The 21,781-nt window shown below is 71.9% G+C and carries 21 protein-coding genes; 3 read left to right on the top strand and 18 right to left on the bottom strand.

Annotated features, from left to right (window positions below; all coding sequences use genetic code 11):
• Window positions 1–9: 9 nt before the first annotated feature.
• The 14 genes from ACFWXC_RS03385 to ACFWXC_RS03450 all read right to left on the bottom strand — a co-directional run bounded on the left by ACFWXC_RS03385 (window position 10) and on the right by ACFWXC_RS03450 (window position 16,781).
• The gene (locus ACFWXC_RS03385) at window positions 10–1,101 is read right to left on the bottom strand and encodes a Gfo/Idh/MocA family protein (RefSeq protein ID WP_384472248.1); all 1,092 of its coding nucleotides are present in this window, start codon (window positions 1,099–1,101) and stop codon (window positions 10–12) included.
• Window positions 1,086–1,742, bottom strand: coding sequence for a ThuA domain-containing protein (locus ACFWXC_RS03390; protein WP_384472251.1), 657 nt, complete (start codon window positions 1,740–1,742; stop codon window positions 1,086–1,088). Before ACFWXC_RS03390 ends, ACFWXC_RS03385 begins: the two co-directional genes overlap by 16 nt.
• Window positions 1,743–1,986: 244 nt before the next feature.
• Window positions 1,987–3,810 carry a glycosyl hydrolase family 28-related protein gene (locus ACFWXC_RS03395; protein WP_384472254.1) on the bottom strand — a complete coding sequence of 608 codons (1,824 nt, stop codon included), beginning with the start codon at window positions 3,808–3,810 and terminating at the stop codon, window positions 1,987–1,989.
• Between the two features lie 478 nt (window positions 3,811–4,288).
• Entirely contained in the window at window positions 4,289–5,314 is a 1,026-nt protein-coding gene (locus ACFWXC_RS03400; protein ID WP_384472257.1) for a sugar kinase, read from the bottom strand.
• The gene (locus tag ACFWXC_RS03405; protein WP_384472260.1) at window positions 5,311–5,946 is read right to left on the bottom strand and encodes a bifunctional 4-hydroxy-2-oxoglutarate aldolase/2-dehydro-3-deoxy-phosphogluconate aldolase; all 636 of its coding nucleotides are present in this window, start codon (window positions 5,944–5,946) and stop codon (window positions 5,311–5,313) included. The genes ACFWXC_RS03400 and ACFWXC_RS03405 overlap by 4 nt, the downstream gene beginning before the upstream one ends.
• 42 nt (window positions 5,947–5,988) lie before the next feature.
• Window positions 5,989–6,795, bottom strand: coding sequence for a hypothetical protein (locus tag ACFWXC_RS03410; protein ID WP_384472263.1), 807 nt, complete (start codon window positions 6,793–6,795; stop codon window positions 5,989–5,991).
• Complete coding sequence (dgoD, locus tag ACFWXC_RS03415) at window positions 6,795–7,940, bottom strand: galactonate dehydratase (protein ID WP_384472267.1); 1,146 nt, start codon at window positions 7,938–7,940, stop codon at window positions 6,795–6,797. The genes ACFWXC_RS03410 and dgoD overlap by 1 nt, the downstream gene beginning before the upstream one ends.
• Window positions 7,937–8,680: a FadR/GntR family transcriptional regulator gene (locus tag ACFWXC_RS03420; protein ID WP_384472271.1), complete on the bottom strand. Its 744-nt coding sequence runs from the start codon at window positions 8,678–8,680 to the stop codon at window positions 7,937–7,939. Before ACFWXC_RS03420 ends, dgoD begins: the two co-directional genes overlap by 4 nt.
• Window positions 8,681–8,720: 40 nt before the next feature.
• On the bottom strand, window positions 8,721–9,494 hold the full coding sequence (locus ACFWXC_RS03425) for an SDR family NAD(P)-dependent oxidoreductase (protein ID WP_384472274.1): 774 nt from the start codon (window positions 9,492–9,494) through the stop codon (window positions 8,721–8,723).
• Between the two features lie 8 nt (window positions 9,495–9,502).
• A complete protein-coding gene (locus ACFWXC_RS03430) occupies window positions 9,503–11,581 on the bottom strand; it encodes an alpha-galactosidase (RefSeq protein ID WP_384472277.1) in 2,079 nt (692 codons plus the stop codon).
• The gene (locus tag ACFWXC_RS03435; protein ID WP_384472280.1) at window positions 11,578–12,426 is read right to left on the bottom strand and encodes a carbohydrate ABC transporter permease; all 849 of its coding nucleotides are present in this window, start codon (window positions 12,424–12,426) and stop codon (window positions 11,578–11,580) included. The genes ACFWXC_RS03430 and ACFWXC_RS03435 overlap by 4 nt, the downstream gene beginning before the upstream one ends.
• Window positions 12,426–13,361 (bottom strand): carbohydrate ABC transporter permease, encoded by a 936-nt coding sequence (locus ACFWXC_RS03440; RefSeq protein WP_384472283.1) that lies wholly within the window; start codon window positions 13,359–13,361, stop codon window positions 12,426–12,428. Before ACFWXC_RS03440 ends, ACFWXC_RS03435 begins: the two co-directional genes overlap by 1 nt.
• Before the next feature lies 1 nt (window position 13,362).
• Entirely contained in the window at window positions 13,363–14,652 is a 1,290-nt protein-coding gene (locus ACFWXC_RS03445; RefSeq protein ID WP_384472286.1) for an ABC transporter substrate-binding protein, read from the bottom strand.
• Between the two features lie 14 nt (window positions 14,653–14,666).
• Complete coding sequence (locus ACFWXC_RS03450) at window positions 14,667–16,781, bottom strand: glycoside hydrolase family 27 protein (protein WP_384472540.1); 2,115 nt, start codon at window positions 16,779–16,781, stop codon at window positions 14,667–14,669.
• 333 nt (window positions 16,782–17,114) lie between these two features.
• On the opposite strand from ACFWXC_RS03450, the gene ACFWXC_RS03455 reads away from it, so the two are divergent.
• Window positions 17,115–17,645, top strand: coding sequence for a hypothetical protein (locus tag ACFWXC_RS03455; protein ID WP_384472288.1), 531 nt, complete (start codon window positions 17,115–17,117; stop codon window positions 17,643–17,645).
• A gap of 70 nt (window positions 17,646–17,715) precedes the next feature.
• Here the strand turns inward: ACFWXC_RS03455 and ACFWXC_RS03460 are convergent, their stop codons facing one another.
• A complete protein-coding gene (locus ACFWXC_RS03460) occupies window positions 17,716–18,111 on the bottom strand; it encodes a hypothetical protein (RefSeq protein WP_384472291.1) in 396 nt (131 codons plus the stop codon).
• 181 nt (window positions 18,112–18,292) lie between these two features.
• Between ACFWXC_RS03460 and ACFWXC_RS03465 the strand changes: the two genes are divergently transcribed.
• On the top strand, window positions 18,293–18,466 hold the full coding sequence (locus ACFWXC_RS03465; protein WP_384472294.1) for a hypothetical protein: 174 nt from the start codon (window positions 18,293–18,295) through the stop codon (window positions 18,464–18,466).
• 79 nt (window positions 18,467–18,545) lie between these two features.
• Here ACFWXC_RS03465 and ACFWXC_RS03470 read toward each other — a convergent pair whose 3' ends face one another.
• A complete protein-coding gene (locus ACFWXC_RS03470; protein ID WP_384472297.1) occupies window positions 18,546–19,136 on the bottom strand; it encodes a flavodoxin family protein in 591 nt (196 codons plus the stop codon).
• A gap of 171 nt (window positions 19,137–19,307) precedes the next feature.
• Here ACFWXC_RS03470 and ACFWXC_RS03475 point away from each other — a divergent pair, with 171 nt between their 5' ends.
• Window positions 19,308–20,261, top strand: coding sequence for a helix-turn-helix domain-containing protein (locus tag ACFWXC_RS03475; protein WP_384472300.1), 954 nt, complete (start codon window positions 19,308–19,310; stop codon window positions 20,259–20,261).
• A gap of 64 nt (window positions 20,262–20,325) precedes the next feature.
• On the opposite strand, the gene ACFWXC_RS03480 is transcribed toward ACFWXC_RS03475, so the two are convergent.
• A complete protein-coding gene (locus tag ACFWXC_RS03480; protein WP_384472303.1) occupies window positions 20,326–20,976 on the bottom strand; it encodes a DsbA family protein in 651 nt (216 codons plus the stop codon).
• Between the two features lie 282 nt (window positions 20,977–21,258).
• Window positions 21,259–21,621 (bottom strand): hypothetical protein, encoded by a 363-nt coding sequence (locus tag ACFWXC_RS03485; RefSeq protein ID WP_384472306.1) that lies wholly within the window; start codon window positions 21,619–21,621, stop codon window positions 21,259–21,261.
• Window positions 21,622–21,781 lie beyond the last annotated feature (160 nt).

The following is a 21,781-nucleotide window of genomic DNA, read 5'->3' on the forward strand; positions in this document are numbered from 1 at the left end:
GTTGGTCGTTCAGTGGGCGGGGCCGGTCACCGGGGCGGGGCGCTCGCAGGTGCTGGTCACCGGGAGTGCGCGGCCCTGGTCCGCCGCCTCCATGAGGGTGAGCATCACGTCCAGGACATGGCCGGCGAGTTCGGCGGACGCACGGTGCGGGCGCCCCTCGGCAAGGGCCTCGGCGAGATCGGCGAGGCCGACGCCGCGTCCGGCGTCCCGGTAGCCGGCGGACACGGGCAGGGTCTCCCAGCCGTCGCCGCGGTGGAGTTCCACGGCGCCGTCGAAGCCGTTCGGGTCGGGCACCGACAACGAGGCCTCGGTGCCGTGCACCTCGATGCGCGGCAGCCGGGCGGCGCGCACGTCGAAGCTCATGATCAGGGTGGACAGCGCGCCGCCCGCGTGCTCCAGGACGCCGGTGATGTGCGTGTCCACCTCCACCGGGAAGACGGTCCCCGCACGCGGACCGCTGCCGATCGTCCGCTCGTCCCGCGGCCGCGAGGAGGCACCCGTCACCTTCACCACCGGGCCCAGCAGATGGACCAGGGCGGAGAGGTAGTAGGGGCCCATGTCGAGCAGGGGGCCGCCGCCGGGCCGGTAGTAGAACTCCGGGTCCGGATGCCACCTCTCGTGCCCGGCGCCGGTCATGAAGGCGGTGGCCGCCACCGGCCGGCCGATCAGACCGTCGTCGACGGCCTTGCGGGCGGTCTGCGTTCCGGTGCCGAGGACGGTGTCGGGCGCGCAGCCGACCCGCAGTCCGGCCTCCCGGGCCGCCGCGAGCACGGCGTCGGCCTCCTTGCGGTTCGCCGCGAGCGGCTTCTCGCCGTACACGTGCTTGCCGGCGCCGAGCGCGGCGAGGGCCACCTCCGCGTGCGCGGCCGGAATCGTCAGGTTGAGTACGGCGTCCACGTCGTCGCGGGCCACGAGTGCGGCGACGTCCGGCGCCGGCTCCGCGCCGGTCTGCTCGGCCACGCTCCGCGCACGGTCCTGGTCGAGGTCGGTGACGGCGGTCAGCCGTACGGACGTCAGCCGGTCCAGCGTCGAGAGATAGGCGCCGCTGATCTTCCCGGCGCCGACGATCCCGATGGTCAAGGGCTTCATCGGCTCGCCCACAGCAGTCCCCTTTCGGTCAGCGTACGGACCTCGGGCACGTCGAAGTCGTCGGGCTTGTGCCCGATGGCCGAGACGAACACCCGTCCCGCGCCCCAGGTCCTGGTCCACACGGCGGGCATCACCGCGGGCCGGTCGCGGAGTTCGTCGGGCGGGAAGGTCGTGGTGGCGAGGACGTCGATGTGCGGGTCGGTGAGCAGCCAGTACTGCTCGGTGTGCACGGCGAAGTCGTCGAGCCCGGCGATGACCGGATGGTCGGCGCGCTCGGGCAGCAGGTGCACGGTGTGGTCGTGGAAGCCCGGCGGGTGCATGACGAACTTGCCGCCGGTCAGCAGGTGGTAGCCGTGGTCGTGGAAGCTGTCGACGATGCCGCCGTGCCAGCCGGCCAGGCCGGTGCCCGCGCGCACCGCGGCGGCGAGGTTGTCGCTCTGTTCCCGGGTGATGGCCCCCATGGTCCAGCACTGCACGACCAGGTCGGTGGCGGCCAGGCGCTCCGTGTCCTCGTACACCGCCAGGTCCTCGGAGGTCTCGACGGTGAATCCGTGTTCCTTGAGGAAGGGGACGAATCCGTCGCTGATCGTCACGGGCTGATGCCCGTCCCAGCCGCCGCGGACGACGAGCGCCCGCCGGATTTCGGTGGTCAAGGTGATCGCACGCTCCCATCGGCGCCGCGCTGCGGGGCGCGACGGTCGGTATTGAAAGGGCGGGTCGGAGTGGGTGCCATGTGAACCTATGAATGGCCGCACAGTTTGTCAATACGTTTTATGAACTCTGGGCAGGCCTGACCGGGGACCGGGCACAGGGTCCGCTCGGGGACGTGAGAGTGCGGCCGGGCCCGGACCCCGAACGGGAGCACGGACCCGACCGCGAGGCCGGAAAGGAGCGTTCTCAGCCGCCGATGCGGAACGTGGACGGTGAGTCGTTCTGGGTCGCGGCCTTTCCTTCCCGCAGGTTCTGGATCGTGTTGCCGGAGAAGGTCCCGGTGCCGGTGACCCCCGACGCGATCCAGATGCCCTGGTCGGCCGGAGCGTCGATGGTGTTGCCCGTCAGCGTCACATCGACGTTCTTGCGGTCGACGTAGAGGCCCGCGCGGAAGGCTCCGCGCAGGACGTTGCCGGTCAGGGTGACGTTCGTGTAGGCGTCCGGATACCGCGAGGTACTGGCCGGCGAGCTGATCCGTACCCCGTGCCGGACTCCGTTCCAACCGCCGCCGCCGATCAGGACGTTGCCGCTGACGGTGGCCGACTCCAGCGGGTGGCCGGTGTCGCCGAACACGCCGATGTCCAGGGCGCTGTTGGACGACACGCTGTTGACCAGGTTGTTCGTCATCTCGACGTTCCGTCCGCCGGCGATCCGCAGACCGTTGGCCCACCAGGGCGCGATCGCGGTGTTGTCGAGGATCCTCGCGCCGTCGACCTGGCCGTTGGTGCCGCTCGCGCCGGCGTCGGAGTAGGTCGCGAAGGAGTCGTCGCCGGTGCCCCGGGCGAAGTTGTTCTGGACCGTGATGTGGTAGCCCAGCTTGTCCGGGTTCGGCGTGTTGCTGTTGTTGATGTTGAAGCCGTCGCCGTAGGAGTCCGCGGTCCGGCTGTCCCGGACCGTGCCGTTGGAGCCGGAGAGCCAGTTGGCGTCGGTGTGCCGCGTCCAGATCCGCTCGACCAGCCAGCCGCCGGCGCCGCTGGCGTTGATGCCGTAGTCCGCGCCGCCGGAGCCGCCGACGCCCCGCCACACGGCGTTGGAGTCGATCTGGAGGTCCCTGAGTGTGGTGCCCGAGCCCACCAGGATCTGCGACCGCCAGGTGGCCGGCAGCGGCGGCTTGCGGTAGATCGTCGTGTACCACATGCCGGCGCCCTCCACCGTCACGCCGGTGAAGTCGAGCGTCGTACCGGAGAGGCTGTTCGTCAGGTACTTGCCCGGCGGGATCCACACCGACCTGCCCTGCGCCCTGGCGGCGTTCACGGTGTTCTGGATGGCGGCCGTCGCATCGGTCCCGAAGTCCGGATCCGCGCCGTAGTCCAGGACGGAGAGCGAACCGGCCGGTCGGGTCCGGGCCGCTGCGACGTTCTCCAGGTCGACGGAGTCGACGTCGTAGACCGCGGCCGTGTTGGCGGAGTCCTTCCGGAGGGTGAGGGTGGCGCCCGCGGGGACGGCCGCGCCGGTGACCCGGACGGGGAACTCGTTGTAGAAGCGGTACGGCATTCCGCCCGCGTGGGGATCGTCCGGGTTGGTGGTCGCGTCCCGGTAGTTCCAGGCCTGCTTGGAGCTGAGCGTGATCGCCTGCCGGTAGGTGCCGTTCACGTACAGGTCCAGCGTCGCGTCGATACCGCCGCCCGTCGCCGCGTCGGGGATCGAGGCGCGCACCACCAGGCTGTTGGCCTGCTTGCCCGAGGTGTTCTTCAGGGTCACCGAGTCACCGGTGTTCCTCAGCTCGGCCAGGGCGTTCCCGGAGGCCTCGGTCTCCAGGGTGGCCACGGACGGCACCGTGGCCCCCGGCTTCAGGGAGCGGACGGCCGCGGCGCCGCCGAGCGTGCCGGTTTCCGCCTCCACCGTCACGAAAGGCGTCGTGGCACCGGCCGTCGCGGCGACCGGCTCGGCATCGGCGCCGGCCATGACGCCCGCTGCGCCCTCGGTGCCGGGAAGGACGAACAGGGCACCGGCGGCAAGGGAGGCCGCGCCACCGAGCCAGAACGAGGATCGTCGGAATCTTCGGAGCATGTGTCACCTCTTGAAGAGATCGGAGGCAGCACGGACCGACGGGTCGCGTGCTCCCTCGCTGTCCGTTGGGTGCGGGACGCTCACAACTCGGCGCACGACAGGGCACGCGCACCCCGATACCGGCGCACGCCCAGGCCGGCCCGCGCCGAACCCGGAAAAGGCCAAGCCCACGGAGAAGCGCATCCGCGGGAACACCTTCGACTGCCGCGCAGGCGAACGCACAAAGGGGGAATCACATCGCCGAACAGACGTCCACGCCCTGGAAACGCCGTCACGGCCACGACCATCTGCACCGCACGGAGCCCACGACCGGACCCCGCACCAGGAGCACGACCAGCCGCATCCCTCCTCGGTCCGGCACGCGGCCTCGCGGCCCGGCGCACAGCCGACACATGGCCCGACCGACGAGGCCGTCCCTAGCCCCGCCGATCGCGCTGGCGAGTCTAGCGACGGCCCACCGATTATTCCATCGCCTGGATTAACTGGCTTCGAACCGTCCCGGAGTCTTGTCGTCCGCGCCACCCCGGGCCTCGTACCGCTCCCAGTCCGCGTCCGTCAGGCCGAGGAGCCGCTCGATCTCCACCGTGCCGGGCAACGGACCGTGATCCCCCGTCACCCTCAGCGCGGAGACCGCGGTGATGTGGCCGAGCCGCAGGGCGCGGGGCGTCGTCTCGCCGCGCAGCAGCCCGGCCAGGAAGCCCGCCGCGAACGCGTCGCCCGCGCCCACCGGTTCCACCACCGCCGTGCGCAGCGCGGGCACCGTGCAGAAGCCGTCCGCGGTGACGGCCGTAGCGGCCCGGGCGCCGTCCTTGACGACGAGGATCCGCGGACCGGGCAACAGGTCCCGCACGCCGGTGACGGTCAGGTCGTCGCCCCACAGGTGCTGTGCCTCGTCCAGGCCCACGAGCACGATGTCGGCCCGGTCGGCGAGGTCCCGCAGGGTCCCCGGTGCCGTGCCGTGGGGCCACAGGGCGGCGCGGTGGTTGACGTCGAAGCTGATGGCGTACGGCCGTTCGGTGCCGGGTGCGACGAGGGCACGGGTCACCAGGTCGCGGCAGGACGGCGAGAGGGCGGGGGTGATGCCGGTGAGGTGCAGGAGGGCGGCGGAGCGCAGCGGTTCGCCGTCCAGCAGGCCTGGCTCCAGGGCGGAGGCCGCCGAGCCCGTGCGGTAGTAGTGGACGCGGGTTCCGGTGGGACCGGGGTTCTTGACGAGGAGGCCCGTGGGCCGGTCCGGGTCGGTCCGTACGTGGCTGACGTCGACCCCGGCGGCGGCGACCGCCGCGCGCACCCGGTGCCCCAGCGGATCGTCGCCGACGGCCGAGAGCCAGACGGCCGGGATGCCGTGGTCCGCGAGGTACATGGCCACGTTGGACTCCGCGCCCGCGGTGGACAGCCGCAGTTGCTCGGCCTCGGCCAGCGGTCGGGGCGGGTCGGGGGCCAGCGCCGCCATGGTCTCGCCGACGCAGACCACCCGTCCCGGCGCCGGCCGCCAGGGAGCCGTCATGCGTGTCCGTCCTCCGCCACGGCGGCGAGGAACGCCCGGGCCCGGTCGCGCAGTGCGGCGATGTCGCCGCCGTCGGCCGCGTCGCCGACCAGGGGTGAGCCGACGCCGACGGCGGTCGCCCCGGCGGCCAGATAGGCCCGGGCGGCGGGCACGTCGACACCACCCACCGGGACCAGCACGGCGTCGGGGAACGGGCCGCGCAACGCCTTCAGATAGGCCGCTCCCCCGGCCTCGGCGGCGGGGAAGAGCTTCAGGGCGGCCGCGCCCCGGGCCTGCGCGGCGATGACGTCGGTGGGGGTCAGCACGCCCGCCAGGACCGGCATGCCGAGGTCCAGCGCGGTGTCGACGCCGGCGCCGAGGCCGGGGGTGACGGCGAAGGTGGCGCCCGCCTGGTGGACGGCCCGCGCGTCGGCGGCGGTGAGCACGGTGCCGGCGCCCAGCGGCCGGTCGGGGCCCAGCTCCTTGCGGGCCCGGGCGAGGACGGTGAGCGCGTCCGTGCCGCTGAGGGACACCTCGATGAGTTCGATGCCCTCCTCGGCCAGGGTCAGCACGGTGCGCAGGGTGGCGTCCGGGTCGGTGCCACGCACGATGGCCAGCAGTCGGCGGGAGGTGAGGGCGGCGCGCAGATCCACGGCCAGGGCTCCTTCTGGGGTTCGGGTTTCTCAAGGGGGCGCTCAGGGGCAGCGGCAGGCGGCGTTCACGGTGAGCCGCCAGCGGACCTCGCCCGAGGCGCCGACGCGGGCCGCGTCGTCCGGGCCGGCGTCGGCGAGGTCGAAGACCCGGCCGAGCATGGGCTCGACGCCCGTGCTGCGGTAGGGCCGGCCGGCCGGGAAGCCGCCGAGGTTGCGCCACAGGGCGACGGAGAGCGGCTGTCCCTCCGCCTCGACGGCGAAGGAGAGCCGGTCCCCGTCGTCGTGCACACAGCACCGGCCGCCCGCCACCACGGCCCCGGCCGCCGTGCCGTCGTCCGGCCCGAACCGGTCCAGCGGCAGCCCCAGCGGCGCGGGCCAGACGCCCTCCAGCCAGCGGGCGCCGTCCGGCCAGGGGCGGTCCACCAGGGGCGCCGCCTCCGGGAACAGCCGGGTCGGTGCCCCGTCCCGGGCCTTCAGCACGGCCTCCTCGGAGAGGTCAAGGAGCGCGTGGGCGGCCCAGAGGAAACGGAAGCCGGGCTCGGCCGTCAGCACGTAGTCGGCCCGGACGCCGTCGGCGGTGCCGCTCAGCGTGCGCATCAGGGTGAAGTGTTCGCAGTCCACGCGCTCGCCGTCGCCCTCCCGGGTCCAGGCCCGGGACCAGGCGTCCCCGTGGTCGGGGGTGCCGCGCACGGTGGGGACGCACTCCTCCACTCCCCCCGCGTCCACGAACGCGTCGCCCGGTGCCGCACCGTCGCGCTCGGCGGCCTCGCGCCGCCACAGCCATTCGCGCCCGCCGTGGCGCAGCGAGGTCCAGCGGCCACCGTGGGCGAGGTCGGTGACGACGTCCATCACCACTCCGCGAACGAGCCGTCGGGGTGCCGCCACACCGGGTTGCGCCAGGTGTGACCGGCCCGGTCGGCCGCGCGTACGGCCGCCTCGTCGACGGTGATGCCGAGGCCGGGGGCGTCACCGCGCCGGGCATGCCCGTCGACGAACCGGAAGGGTTCGGGGTCGACCAGGTAGGAGAGGAGGTCGGCGTCCTTGTTGTAGTGGATGCCCCGGCTCTGCTCCTGGATCAGGAAGTTCGGTGTGGCGAAGGCGACCTGGAGGCTCGCCGCCAGCGCGATGGGCCCGAGCGGGCAGTGCGGGGCGAGCTGTGCGCCGTAGGTCTCCGCGAGCGAGGCGATGCGGTGCACCTCGGAGATGCCGCCCGCGTGGGACAGGTCCGGCTGGGCGACCGCGATGCCGGCGGCGAGGGCCGGCAGGAACTCGGCCCGCGAGTACAGGCGTTCACCGGTGGCCAGCGGTACCGGGCTCGCCGCGACCAGGCCGGGCAGCAGGTGGCCCTGCTCGGGGACGACGGGTTCCTCCACGAACAGCGGATGCAGGGGGGCGAGTTCGGTCAGGACGCGGCGGGCGCTGGCGGCGGTGAAGCGGCCGTGGAAGTCGACGGCGACATCGCGGCCGGGGCCGAGGACGTCCCGGGCGGCCGCCACCCGGGCGACCACCGCCGCGGTCTCCGCGGCCGTGGTGATCGGCGAGGTGGCCCCGGCCGCGTTCATCTTCACGGCGGTGAAGCCCGCCTCCACCTGGGCCGTGACCTGCTCGGTGAGCTCGGCCGGTTCGTCGCCGCCGACCCAGGCGTAGACCCGGACCCGGTCGCGTACCGGACCGCCGAGCAGGGCGTGCACGGGGGCGCCGTAGGTCTTGCCGGCGATGTCCCACAGCGCCTGGTCGAGTCCGGCGACGGCGCTGGACAGGACGGGACCGCCCCGGTAGAAGCCGCCCTTGGTGAGCACCTGCCAGTGGTCCTGGACGCGCAGCGGGTCCTGCCCCACCAGGTACTCGGCGAGGACCTCGATGGCCGCGCGCACCACCTCGGCGCGGCCCTCGACGACGGGTTCGCCCCAGCCCACCACGCCTTCGTCGGTCTCGACGCGGCAGAACAGCCAGCGTGGCGGGACGAGGAAGGTCTCTATTCGTTCGATCTTCACTGGCCGCCGCTGCCTTTCGGGTCGTCGTCGGTGCCGCCGAGCCGGGCCAGGTCGCGGCCCGCCTGGTCGAGCAGGGCCCGCATGGCCCGCTCGGCCGCCTCCGGGTCGCCGTCGCGGACGGCGTCCAGGACGGCGCGGTGGGCGGGGACGGGGGGCTCGCTGTGCGGGGAGCTGTGCACGATGCGGTCGCGGTGGGCGAGCCCCGACTCGATCACCATCTCCATGCGTTCGAGCAGTTCGTTGTGGGTGGCGGCGAGCAGGGCGCGGTGGAAGGCGAGGTCGGCGTCGACGGCGTGGCCCGGGTCGGCGGCGTCGTGCCGTCCCATGGCGTCCAGGGCGTCCTCCAGGGCCACGAGGTCGGCCTCGGTGCGGCGCTGGGCGGCGAGCCGGACGGCGGCCGGTTCGATGATCGCCCGGACCTCGGCGAGGTTGTGCAGCAGCGACCGGTCGGCGTCGGCCGTACCGGCCCCCTCGAACTGCCAGCGCAGCACGTCGGCGTCGAGCAGGTTCCAGTCCGCTCGGGCGCGCACGAAGGTGCCGCGTTTCTGGCGGGCGTCGACCATGCCCTTGGCGGCGAGCACCTTGAGGGACTCGCGCAGGGCGGTGAGGCTGACGCCGAGTTCGCTCTGCAGCGCCACCAGGTCGAGGGTGGCCCCTTCCGGGATCTCACCGCCCAGGATGCGGCGCGCCAGGGCCTCCACGGTCTGGCCGTGCACACCGCGGCGGGCGTAGGGCGTCATGTCGTACAGCCTTTCTGTTCACGACGTGGTTCGGCGGTGCTCACACGGAGTCCTTCACGACACTCCAGCCGCCGTCCACGACCAGCCTGGACCCGGTGATGAAGGAGGCCTCGTCGGCGCAGAGGAACGCGATCGCGGCGGCCACCTCCTCGGGCGTGCCGAACCGGCGGGCGGCGGTCTGCGCGACGCTGCGCTCCCGCTCCTCGGGTGTGACCCCGTCCCAGGCGCCGGTCAGGATCGGCCCGGGCAGCACCGCGTTGACGCGTACCTCGGGTCCGTACTCGACGGCGAGCTGCCCGCACAGGGAGAGCAGCGCGCCCTTGGCCGCCGCGTAGGCGGGGTGTCCGGGGATGCCGGCGTGGGCGTGCACCGACGAGGTGAGCACCACGGCCCCGCGGCCGGCCCGCAGGTCGGGCAGGACCGCCTTGAAGCCGAGGAAGCTCGCGGTGAGGTTGACGGCGAGCTGCCGCTGCCAGGACTCGGCTGACAGCTCGTGCGCCGGTACGACGTCGACGGTGTAGGCGTTGCTGACGAGCACGTCGACCGGCCCGTAGGCGTGGGCGGCGGTGACGATCCGGGCCCAGTCGTCCTCGGCGGCGACGTCGGCGTGCACGTACCGGGCCTGGCCGCCGTCCTTGGTGATCCCGTCCACCACGGCCTGCCCGCGTTCGTCCGCGATGTCGACGAGGACGACGGCGGCCTCCTCGCGGGCGAGGCGTTCCGCGGTGGCGGCGCCGATGCCGGAGGCGGCTCCGGTCACCACGGCGGTACGGCCGGTGAAGCGGGCGCCGTACCGTCGTACGGACTGGTCCATCGGGCTCCTTAGTGGGTGAGCTTGCTGGAAACATATGCGTCCTGCCGGCGGGTCAGCACCACCAGGTCGGCATCGTTGTCGGCGCTCCAGGCGAACGGCAGGCCGTAGTGGAGCAGATGGGCTCCGCTGTACGTCGTTCCCGTCGCCGTGTCCCGGTAGCGCGCCGCCGGGTCCAGGTCCCGCAGCCGGAGCCGGTCGGGGCGGCCGGGCAGCAGCGGGGCGCCGTCGACGCGGCCGGTGGAGAGCGCGGCGACGACGGTACGGTCACCGTGGTCGTACTGCACGCCACAGGTGGTGTCGTCCGGGGTGCCCAGCAGCCGGGCCTCGCCGTGGTGGACGACGTCCCGGACCTCCTTGTAGCGGGCGGTCCACCGCGCGGCCTCGGCCCGCTGCTCCGGCGTCCAGGCGCGCAGGTCGGCGCCGATCCCCAGGACCCCGCACATGGCGTTGATGAAGCGGAAGGCGAGGCTGCGCGGGCGCGGGTCGAAGATGCCGGGGGCGTCGGTGACCCAGGAGCTCATCACGTGCGGGGCGTGTGCGTGCAGGAAGCCGTGCTGGATGCGCAGCCGGTCCAGGGGGGCGGTGTTGTCGCTGGGCCAGACGACGTCGGTGCGGGCGACGGTGGCGTGCTCGATCCGGCCACCGCCGCCTGCGCAGCCTTCGACGGTGACGTCCGGGTGGGCGGCGCGCAGGTGGTCGAGGACGCGCAGGTATCCGGCGACGTGCTCGGCGTCCAGGTCGACGGGGCCGGCACCGGGGCGGCCGCGCTCGGTGGGCGGGCGGTTCATGTCCCACTTCAGATAGCCGATGCCGTAGTCGCCGAGCAGCCGGTCCAGGGTGCCGATGACGAAGTCCTGGACGTCGGTCCGGCCGAGGTCGAGGAGCAGCTGGTTGCGGACCAGACGGGAGGGGCGACCGTCGATGCGGTAGACCCACTCGGGGTGTTCGGCGTACAGCCGGCTGCCGGGACTGACCGCCTCCGGCTCGACCCACAGCCCGAAGTCCAGGCCGAGGGCGCGGACCTCCTGTACGAACCGGTCGAAGCCCTGCGGGAACGCCGCCGGGTCCGGATACCAGTCGCCCAGTCCCCCGGTGTCGTCGGCACGGCCGGTGAACCAGCCGTCGTCCACGACGAACAGCTCGGCCCCGATGTCCGCGGCCGCCTTCGCCAGCTCCAGCTGCCCGGCCGCGTCGACGTCGAAGCCGGTGGCCTCCCAGGAGTTGTAGAGCACCTTGCGGGGGCGGTGCAGCCGGTCGCCGGTGAGGTGGCGCTCGTAGCGGTGCCAGCCCCGGGACAGGCCGTCGAGGCCGTGCGGGCTGAACGCGCAGGCGAGACGGGGAGTCTTGAGGGTCTCCCCCGGAGCCATGAGGACGGCGCCCTCGTGCGGGACCCGTCCGGCGCGCACCCGCACGGCGCCGCCCGGTTCGGCCTCTGCCGTGATGTGCCAGTTGCCGGGCCATTCGAGGGCGACGCCGTACGCCGCGTCCCCGCTCTGCACGGCCAGCCAGGGCGCGTACGCGTGCCCGGGCGTGCCCTGGAGGCTGCCGATGGTGAACGTGCCCCGGGTCAGGTCGAGTCGGGTGAGCTGGAACTCCTGCGACCACTGTCCGCAGAGGTAGGTCAGCCGGGCCGGGCCGGTCACCGGGATGTTCACGGCGGCCGAGTCGAGCCGTTCCAGGCGGAGTTCCTCCCTGGCCGTGAACTCGGCCCAGCGCAGGATCACATCGGTGCCCGGCACGGTCTCGTAGCAGAGGTCCGTCCGCAGCCCGGTCGTCCCGTCCGTGAAGGCGAGCCGCAGCCCGCCCTCCGTCTCCTGCGCGCCGTCGAACTCCCACCACACACCCCGTCCCGCGCCGGCGATCAGCTCGGAGCCGGTGAACGGCCGCAGCCCGTACGGCAGATACTCGGCCGGGGCCGCGTCGGCGGGCGTGATGAAGTGGGTGCGGTGGGACCAGTCGAGGGCGGAGGGCCCCTCCTCGACGCCGAGCGGGCCCCAGGCGTCGAGCTCGGCCCACGGGCCGTCCGGCGAGAGGCGGACGGTGTAGGAGGTGTTCTCCGTGCGCAAGGTCCAGCGCGTGCGGGTCACTTGACCGCCCCCAGGTTGAGTCCGGCCACGAAGTGCCGCTGGAAGCGCAGGAACACCGCGACCGTGGGCGCGGCGGCGATGACCGACCCGGCGGCGATCACGTTCCACATCGACACGAACTGGCCCTGGAGCCCGATCAGGGCGGCGGTGATGGGCATCTTGGTGTCGCTGCGCAGGACGGTGATCGCCCAGAGGAGGTCGTTGAAGATCCAGGTGAAGGACAGGGCGCTGAGGGCGGCGAGGGCGGGGCGGGTCAGCGGGAGGATGATCCGCCAGAAGATCTGCCAGGGGCCGGCGCCGTCGACGACCGCCGCCTGCTGGATCTCCACCGGGATCGAGCGCATGAAGCCGTGCAGGACGAAGACGTAGAAGCCGACGCCGAAGCCGATCTGCACGCCGATGAGGGCGGGCAGGGTGTCGTAGACGCCCATCACTTCACTGAGCTTGGACACCGGGATGAGCAGGATCTGCGGTGGGAGCAGGTTGCCGCCGAGCATGAGGAGCAACAGGGAGCGGCGGAAGGGGAGTTCGTAGCGGCTGAGGGCGAACGCGGCCATCGCGGCGAGGGTGAGCGTCACCAGGACGCTGGGCACGGTGACGAGCAGGCTGTTGATGAGGGCGCGCTGCTGGCCGCCGTCGGTCCAGGCCTGGCCGAAGTTGCCCAGGGTGAAGGAGTGCGGCCAGCTGCCCACGCCGTGGGCGGCGATGTCGTCGAAGGAGCGCAGGCTGGTCACCAGGACCATGGCGATGGGCAGCAGCCACAGGACGGCCAGCGCACCGGCGCCCAGGTGGAACCCCGCGGTCGCGGCCCGCCTGCGGCGCACCGCCGTGGTGGTGGCGGACATCAGTCGGCCTCCCGGAAGGCGCGGACGAGATAGGAGGCGATGACCCCGAAGGCCAGCACGAAGATGACGACGGCCAGGGCGGAGCCGTAGCCGAGTCGCAGGGACTGGAAGGCGGTCGAGTACATGTAGGTGCTCAGCAGCTCGGAGGAGTGGTAGGGGCCGCCTCGGGTCAGCGACCAGACGACGTCGAAGGAGCGCAGCGAGTCGATGACGATGACCGACAGAACGACCGCGTTGACACTGCGCAGTTGGGGCAGGGTGATGTGCCGGAACCGCTGCCGGGCGCTCGCGCCGTCGACCTTGGCCGCCTCGTACAGGGCCGGGTCGATGCCCTTGAGGCCGGCGAGGTAGAGCACCATCACATAGCCGATCTGCCGCCACAGCGCGGGCACGATGACCGCGTACAGGGCGGTGTCCTGGTCGGCGAGCCAGGCGTGCTGGAGGCTGCCCAGGCCGAACGCGTCCAGGAGGCGGTTGAGGACGCCGTCGGGCTGGTAGATCGCCTGCCAGACGAGCGCGGTGGCCACCAGCGAGAAGACGACCGGCAGGAACAGGGCCGCCCGGTAGAAGCCGACGCCGCGCCGCTCCTGCTGGAGCAGCAGCGCGGCGGCGAGGCCGAGGACGGCGGACAGCCCGCCGAAGAGGACGATCCAGAGCACGGTGTGCCAGGCCGCGCTCCAGAAGACCTCGTCGTGGGCCATCTCCCGGAAGTTGCCGAACCCGACGAACTGCGGCGGGGAGACGCCGTCCCACTTGGTCAGGGCCAGGTAGAAGCCCTGGAGGGCGGGCCAGAACACCCACACGGCCTCCGCGAGCAGCGGGACCAGGACGAAGGCGAGGACCAGCGGCGGGGTGCGCTGGGGGCCCCGGGCCCGCCTGCCGCTGGTGGGCGGGCGGGCCGGGGACCTCCTTTCGGGCGCGGTCAGGACGGCCACGTCAGGCGTTCCAGATCTTCTCGGCATCCCGCTGCCAGTCGGTCAGGATGCTGCCGACCGACTTGGGCTTGGCCAGGAACTTGGTCAGTGCGGTGTCCGCGGTGGGCTGGAGGGCGTCGCTGGAGTCCCGGTTGAAGAACTGGGTGATCTCGACGGCCTCGTCGACGTGCTTGCGGCCCTTCTTCACGAGTGCGGTGCCGGAGTCCTTGGCATCCGGGTTGCAGGGCAGCACGGTGCCGGAGGAGCCCTTGATGTAGATCTCCTGGGCCTCGGCGGTGGCGAGGTACTTCATCAGGTCGAGGACCTGGTCGCGGCGGCCGGTGCGGGCGCTGGCGAAGTAGCCGTCGACCGGCGCCTCTTCGGCGAGCGGGACCTTGGAGTCGATGACGGGGAAGCGGAAGAAGTCGATGTCGTCCAGGGCGCTCTTGGGTGCCGCGTCGGCGAAGAAGGTGCCGATGAGCATCATGCCGCTGCGGCCGTTGAGCAGGGAGGTCGTCGCGTCCTGGAAGGCGACGGCGGTGCCGTTCGGGTCGAAGTACGGCAGCACCTCCTGCCAGCGGTCGAAGACCTTGCGCACCTCGGGGTCGTCGAACCGGTGCTTTCCGGCCAGGAGGTCACGGTGGTACTGGGCGCCGTTGATCCGGATGTCCAGGTAGTCGAACCAGGCCGATGCCACCCAGGGGGTGTTGCCGCCGGCGCCGAGCCCGATCGGGTTGACGCCCTTGCTCTTGAGCTTGTCGCACAGGTCGAGGAAGCCGTCCCAGCTCGTGGGCTCGCTCACGCCCCACTTGGCGAAGTTGGACTTCCGGTAGAACATGCCCCACCAGTAGTAGGTGTTGGGCACGAAGACCTTCTTGCCCGAGCTCGCCGTGCAGAGCGAGTTCAGCGCCTTGGAGTAGCGCTTGAGGTCGGGCGACGACGTCCACGCCTCGTCGAGGTCGAGCAGCAGGTTCTTCTTCGCGTAGGCGTCCGCCACCGAGCCGGGGTACCAGGTGTACACGTCCGGCGGGTTGGCCGAGGTGAGGTAGGTCGGCAGCTGGGTGCGGAAGGTCTCGGCGGCGACCGTGTTGAGACCGGCCTTGCCGGACCCCTTCTTCCCGTACGCCGCGACCAGGTCCTCCATCGCGGCCTTGGCCTGCGGGGCGGACAGGTTGGACTGGAGGGTCACCGAGCCCTTCGAGGAGCCCTTGCCGGAGGAGGTGTCGGTGACACAGCCGCTGAGCAGTGCCGCGGTCCCGGCGGCACCGAGTCCGGCGAGGAACCGCCGTCTGCTGGTCTGGGGGTTGGCCATGTTGGATTCCTCGTTCACTTGATTTGGGTCCGGTACACGTGGCCGTCGACTCCGCGGAACACCGCGTCCACGGCTCCGTCCGGGCCGGCGACCGCGCCGAGCGCTCCGTCGAACGCGGCGCTCGGGAACTCCTGCCGCTTGCTCCAGCCCTGCCAGGCGCCGTCGCTGTACCGCTGCTGCCAGAGGGTGTAGTCGGCGGCCCGCGCGTACAGCAGCACCGCGTCCCCGGCGGTTACCAGGGTCGGGCTGCCGCTGACGGTCCCGCCGAGGGAGGTCCACTCCGACCAGGCCCCCGAGGTGTCCCGGGTCCGCGTCCACACGTCGTCGGCGGCGGTGCGTACGGCGACGTGGACGCGCCCCTGCGCGTCGACGACGGCGGACGGGCGGCCGTACACCTGCCGGTCACCGGGTGCGCCGAGCGAGGACCAGCCGGACGACGGTCCTCGCTGGACGACCGTGCCGTCGGCGCCGGTCGCGAACAGCGTCCAGTGCGCGGGGTCGGTGAAGGCGACGGACGGCGCGTCGGTCAACCGCCCGCCCAGGGACTGCCAGTGCCCCCAGTGGCCGTCGGCGTAGACCCTCCGGTAGGCCCGGGAGTCGGCGCCGCGTACGAAGACGTCGAGGCGGCCGCCGGCGGAGGCGTACACGGCGGGCTGGCCGAGGATCTTCCCCTGCGCAGGACCGCCGAGGTCCTGTGTCCTCCCGTCCGCCTTCTCGACGAGCGAGCCGTGCGGCCCGCGGAAGAACGTGGCGCCGCCGCTCGTCACGGCCGGGCTCGCGGTGGCCGTCACGCCGAGGTCGGTGCCCGGCAGTGCGTCGGCGCCGGTGAGCTTCAGGAACGCGGTGCCGTGGGCGGGGACCTCGACGGTGTACGACCCGGTGTGCGTGCCGCGGTCGGCACGTGCCCGCAGGTCACGGACGCGCACCGGGCCGCCGAGGCCGGTGTCCGAGAACTGCACGGTGCGCTGGGCGGGTTGGTCGGACCGGTTGAGCAGGACGACCGCCCGTTGTCCGCGCCCCCGCAGCACCTTGCTGTAGACGTCACCGACCGAGTCGGTGGCCACCCGCACGCCCTGGACGGCGAGGGGGTCCTGGTCCACGGCGATGATCTCCGGGTTGCGCAGGGTCGCGAGCATGGAGTCGGACAGCGTCCGCGGGTCGGAGCCGAGCACCAGCGGCGAGCCCATCTCGGCCCACATCACGAACTGGCTGGTGGACTCCTCCTGGGTGAGCTCGTACGACCCGTCGGTCATCTTCCGCATGGGGATGAGGTAGTCCGGGTCGTTGTAGTGACCGGGTCCCTGCGCCTCCGGGTGCCAGGCGTTGGCGTCCATGTTGCGCAGCACATTCGGCCACTGACCCGGGCTCGGGGTGCCCCAGGCGATGTCGGTGCCGGTGCGCCACGAGTCGGCGGCCGTCGGTGCGTAGACGTAGGTGTTGTGGGCGTCCTGCTCGGGGGTGTGCGGCAGGCCCCAGTCGTCGGTGAGCGGATTGCAGAGGTTCAGCAGCATCTTGCGGCCGGACTTGGCGACCGCGTCGCTGAACTCCTTGAAGGCCGGTCCCGGATCGAGCTTCGCGCCGATCCCGCAGAGGAAGTCGACCTTGACCGCGTCGATCTTCCAGCTCGCGAACTGCCGTGCGTCCTGGTCGTAGTAGCCGCGGCTGCCGAGGCCGCAGCTCTTGCCGCCGTCGTAGGCGCCGGCGTCGGTGTAGATGCCGGCCCGCAGTCCGCGCTGGTGCAGATAGGAGACGAGGGCCGGGATACCGGACGGGAAGCGTTCCGGGTTGGCCGTCAACCGCCCCTGTGCGTCACGGGGGTTGTCGGCCTGCCAGCCGCCGTCCAGCCACACGATGTCGTATCCGCTGTCGCGCAGACCGCTGCTCACCAGCCGGTCGGCGACGGAGCGCACCTCCTTCTCGGTGGGCGCGCCCAGTCCGTAGTAGGTGTTCCACCCCATGTAGGGAGTCGGCGCGAGGCCGCTGTCGTAGTAGTCGGGTGCGCCCTGGTCGACGGCCGTCCCGGCGACGGCGTCGGGGGTCACGGTGGCGGCCAGGACGGCCGCGATCGCGGCCGCGAGTGCGGGCCGGGTGAACCGGTGGTGCCTGGATCTGTGTACGGGCGGGTGCAAAGTCACGTGCCTCTCCCGGGCAGTGGGAAGCAGGAGAACGAGACGCGGGCCGCTCCGCGGCAGAGGCCGACGACGTCACGGCGATGACTGTGGCCTGTGGCCGAAACAGTGTCAAGATTAATTACTAATTTAGTAGAAGCAGCTCGGATGATCGCCTCGCACACGGCACCGGCGATCCCGACGCCGACCGGGCTGTTCGAACCGCGTGTTCGTGATCTGCCTGTCCGGCATCCTGTCCTTCGGCGCCGGCCCCCGTCGGCGCCGAGCAGCGGTCCGAGCGCTCGGCATGGCCGGTCCTCTTACCCGCGACCCCCCGTACTCCCAGGAGCACCGTTGTCCCCCACGTCACCGTCCGCCGGCACCCGCGTCATACTGACGGCGGCCCTCCTGCTGCCCGCGGCCTTCGCCGGCGCGTGTTCCGCCGTCGGCGACGACGGCTGCGACGACACGACCACCGAACTCCGGCGACTGGCCGGGCAGCCGCTGCTCAGCTCGGCGCCCGCCGACGCCTCGGCACCCGCCAACTACCGTGGCGTCGGCGTGACCACCGGATGCGACGACGACAGCAGCGGCGCGCCCTGGCTGCACGCGGACCGCCTGTATGCCTTCCCGGGCAGACCCGACGACGTCATCGCCTACTACACGAAGACGGCCGCCGCGGCCGGCTGGCACTCCGAGCCGGACCCCGCCACGGTGGAGGACGCCTGCTGGACCAGGACCGAGCGGGGTCGGCACCTGCTGCTGGACGTCGACCTGCACCCCAGGGGCTTCTCGCCCGAGCCCGAGGCCGGCACGGGCCTCGTCTACTCGGTATCGGTCGGCACCGAACGGGACGGCGGCAAGGAAACCTGCCCCGCCGAGTGACCGTGCCCGGAGGTTCGACCGGCATGAGGAAGCAGACGGTTGTGACCGGTTGCTCGGGGAGGGCGGGCGGTCAGGCGGATCCGGTGGCGTCGCAACGGTCCACGACCGCGGCGAAGTGGGGCCAGCCGTCGACTTCGAGGTTCCGCTCCAGTGGCCGGGCGTCCAGGACAGGCGCCGCGGCGTCGAGCAGGCGCCTGGCCGTTCCCGGCTCGTAGAGGTTCAACCAGGTGCGGTCGGGCAGGCGCGCGACCGTGCCCGCCTCGAAGTACGTGTTCGAAACGATTCTGTCCGGCCCCGGGGCGAAGACCAGGGACAGCCGGCGTCGCGCACCCCACCTCGGCGCCTGTGTGACGAAAGAGATCGTCAGACGGCAGTCGGCGTAGTCGGGTCTCACCCGCTGCCGGACAGTCCAGTACCAGACGGTCCCGTCCACCACGAGGCGGCGGACACGTCGATCGTTCCGCATCGAGCCACCGTAGAACGTCGAGGTGCCAGAAGCGACAGCCTTTCTTCCGACGAGCCAACACCCGTCGCGGGAGCGGTCCGCGACGGCCCGTGATGAGCCGCGCCTCGTGGTCACCCCGCAACAGGCTTGTGGAGGCGTTGTGTGGGCACACGGGACTCACCCCTTTGAAAGGAGTCTGCTTATGCTCGGCATCGTCGCGGCGGTGTTGTTCTTCATCGCCTTTCTCATCAACGCGGCTGACATCAGCACCAATGACACGTTCACCTCCACGAACGTGATGCTGCTGGGACTGACCGCTCTGGCTCTGCACATAGCGGGAATCGGCAGCGGATGGTCGACCCGGAGGCGCCGCTGACCGCGCACTCCACGGCCGCGGGCCCGGTGACGCCCCGGCGCCGTACGGAAACCCGGCAGCCGGGGCGAAGTACCCGCGATCAGGCGGCGCGTGCGGCGCGGCCGGCCACCCACGTGGCGGCAGCGTCCGCGACGCGACGCCCCAGCGCCTCGGCGGTGGCGATGTCGCTGGCCGTCACCCCCTCGATCCCCTGATCCGCGTTGGACTGAGCGGCGGCACCCAGGAAGAAGCCCAGCCTGTTGAGATCGTTCTCGCTCCCCGTGGACGAGTTCCAGCCCCCCGGCAGGCCGAGCGCGATCCAGTGCATACCGTGCTGCGACGCCAGCGTCGCGAAGTACTGGAGAGTCGACTGCTTGTCGCCCGCCTTGGAAGCCGAGTTGGTGAATCCGGCCGCCAGCTTGTCCTTCCAAGCCCGCCCGAACCAACGCTCGGAGCTGGCCTCCGCGAAGCCGTGGAAAGCGGTGGCAGCGGTTCCCATGTAGGTGGGGGAACCAAAGATGATCGCATCGGAGGCGTCCAGCTGCCTCCACTGGGCGTCGGTGATCTCGCCGACGGCGATCAGGTTCACGACGGCGCCGGCCTCCTTGGCGCCACGCTGGACAGCCTCGGCAATCACGGCTGTGTGGCCGTAGCCGGAGTGATAGGCGATGGACACGATGGGCGAAGTCACAAGTACCTCCTGCGCTTGAAAACGAAAGCTTCGAGATTCAACTTATTGGCGCCCTCGCAGGTGAACCGGGTAGGAGGCTGACAGATCATGGTTAAAATCCGACACTTGGGTGTGCCGGCTACTCCGGTTAGGCTGGCTTCGCCCAGGTTCCCTGCGTGATGGTGGCTACTGGTGACGGTGAGAAAACGACAGGGCGCATCGCGCGAGATCGCGGACATCGGCTTCGCTCCCGCCGTCGGCACACCTGCCGGCATCGAAATCATCTCTCTGGCCGACCTGCGGGAGCGGGCCGCCGTCCACATGGGCGGAGGACGGCTGCAGGCACCGCAGCGGCCCACGTTCCACCACCTGATCACCCTCTCCGGCGGCTCGTTGTGGCACACGGTGGACTTCACCGGCTACGCCCTCGAGCCGGGCTCCTGGCTCTGGACCCGGCCCGGTCAGGTGCAGCAGTGGGGTGATCTGGACGGTGCCGAGGGCACCCTGGTCCTCTTCGAGGGCGACTTCCTGGATCCGGCCACCGTGGCCGCAGCGCGGATGGACGATCCGTACGCCCCCACGCTCCAGGTTCCCGGTCCCGGGGACCGTCACGCGCTGGAGACGGCCGTGGACCATCTGGCGCTGGAGTTCCAGGCGTTGCGTGGCATCTCCCTGGAAGCGCACCTGGCGGTGTTGCGCCACCTGCTGGCGGTCCTCGTGCTGCGCCTTTCGCAGCGCACCGCGTCCGTCGGCAGCCCCGCACCGGACCCAGGGGAGACATTCCTCCACTTCCGCGACGCGGTCGAACGCGACTTCTCCCGCACCCGCCGCCTGGAGGACTACGCCCGGGCCCTGGGCTACTCACCCCGCACCCTCTCCAGGGCCGCGCTGACCGGAGCCGGAGTGGGGGCGAAGGAGTTCATCGACCGGCGGGTCGTCCTGGAAGCCAAGCGCCTCCTGGCGCACGGCGATCAATCAGCCGCCCGTGTCGCGGCGCAACTGGGCTTCACCAGCGCCACCAACTTCAGCAAGTTCTTCCACCAGCGCACCGGCCGGTCCCCGATCTCCTTCCGCGAGACCGTCCGCGGCCGCTCCGCGGAGGACGGCGGGAGCGAAGCGCCCGACACCAGGCGACCCGCGCGGTGAACGCCGCTCCCGCGAGCGGAGCCAAGAGGCAGAGACCCACTGAGGCCGCCTACCGGCGGGCCGGTCAGGCGGCCGTGGTGGCGGCCACGTGCTGGTCCAGGGCCTGGGTGAGCGCGTCGGCCGAGGCGCCCGGGCCGCCCAGGCGGTCGGCGCCGTGGGCGGTGTGCAGCAGCAGCGTCGGGTAGGCATCGACGCCCAGACGGCGCACTTCGAGGAAGTCGGCCTCCGCCTCGGCACGGGCGGCGGGCGAAGCGAACGCGGCCGCCACCGCCTCGGCGTCCAGACCCAGCTCGGCCGCGAGCTCCCGGTACACCCCGGCAGCGGACAGGCTGCGGCCGTCACGGTACCAAGCACGCTGCATCACGGCCGCCGCTTCCAGGGCGTTCACGCCCGGCTGGCTGCGCAGCGCGACCAGGCCGGCGGCGGCATCGGCGGAGTCCATCACCACGTTTCCGTCCGCCAGCGCGGCCCGGTAACCGTCGCCGAAAGTGACACCGGTCAGTTGGGTGATGCGCTCGTTGGCGCCGGGAATGTGCGGGTAGGACGACACCGGAAGTGCGCGCGAGCCGGTGAACAGACCGCCGGACAGCACACGCAGCTCGAGCCGGTCCGCGTTGGCGGTGGCGAACTCGTGCAAGGCGGGGCCGAAACCGTAGCACCAGCCGCAGTAGGCGTCGAAGGCGTAGGTCAGCCGAATGCGCTCCCCAGAACTCATCGCGCTTCGTCCTTTCCGGAATCCGTCACCCGGCTCCCTGTATCGGTCGGGCCGACGGCGTCAAAACTATGTTCAGAAGCCCGTCGTTGCCGGATGCGCAGACGACTCCCCATGGTCAGAATCCGACTGCCCGGCGAACCCCTCGGAGGGGAAGGGCGAGATGTCGGGCGGAGTCTGCGGCATGTCATGCAGATGCCATGCGGAACGCCCGGCCGGACGTCTCCGGCCGGGCGTTCCGCGGTTGCGACGCGGCAGCCCCACGTCTGCCCTGCCGCAGTGCGGCTAACGCAGTGTGGTGGTGCCTTCGCCGCCGACGACGACCGGGGCGCCCTCCACCGGCGTGGCCTCGCCCAGATCCCAGCCCTTCGGCTGCGCGCCGGGCACCTCGACGAGGGACGGCTCCTCGTCCGTGACGGGGCCGCCCTCGACGACCGGGAGGTCGCGGAGCTTCTTGGCGGTGCCCGGCTTGATGTGGTGCGGGTGCGGGTTGCCGGGCGCCTCGGAGATCGTGACGCCGTCGTGCTCGGTGGTGTTGCTGCCGGTCGAGGCCGCAGCGGCAACCCCGCCCGAGGCCAGCAGTACGGCCAGGGCGCCCGCCATCACCGCGCCCCGACGACGCGAAATGCTGTTCCTACGCACCTTCATGCGTTCAACTCCTTCGCAGGTGGAGGGAGACAGGGGTACCGGCACGCGTCCGGCCCCGTTTCCCTCGGGATCGAGAACGAGGCAACTCTCGCCCCTGCCGGCTGAAGATCCGCTGAACGTCCTGAAGATCCCCTTCAGCACCTGATGTCTCGGGCTCGAT

Source organism: Streptomyces sp. NPDC058683, from assembly GCF_042716195.1.
In the GTDB taxonomy this organism is placed as follows: domain Bacteria; phylum Actinomycetota; class Actinomycetes; order Streptomycetales; family Streptomycetaceae; genus Streptomyces.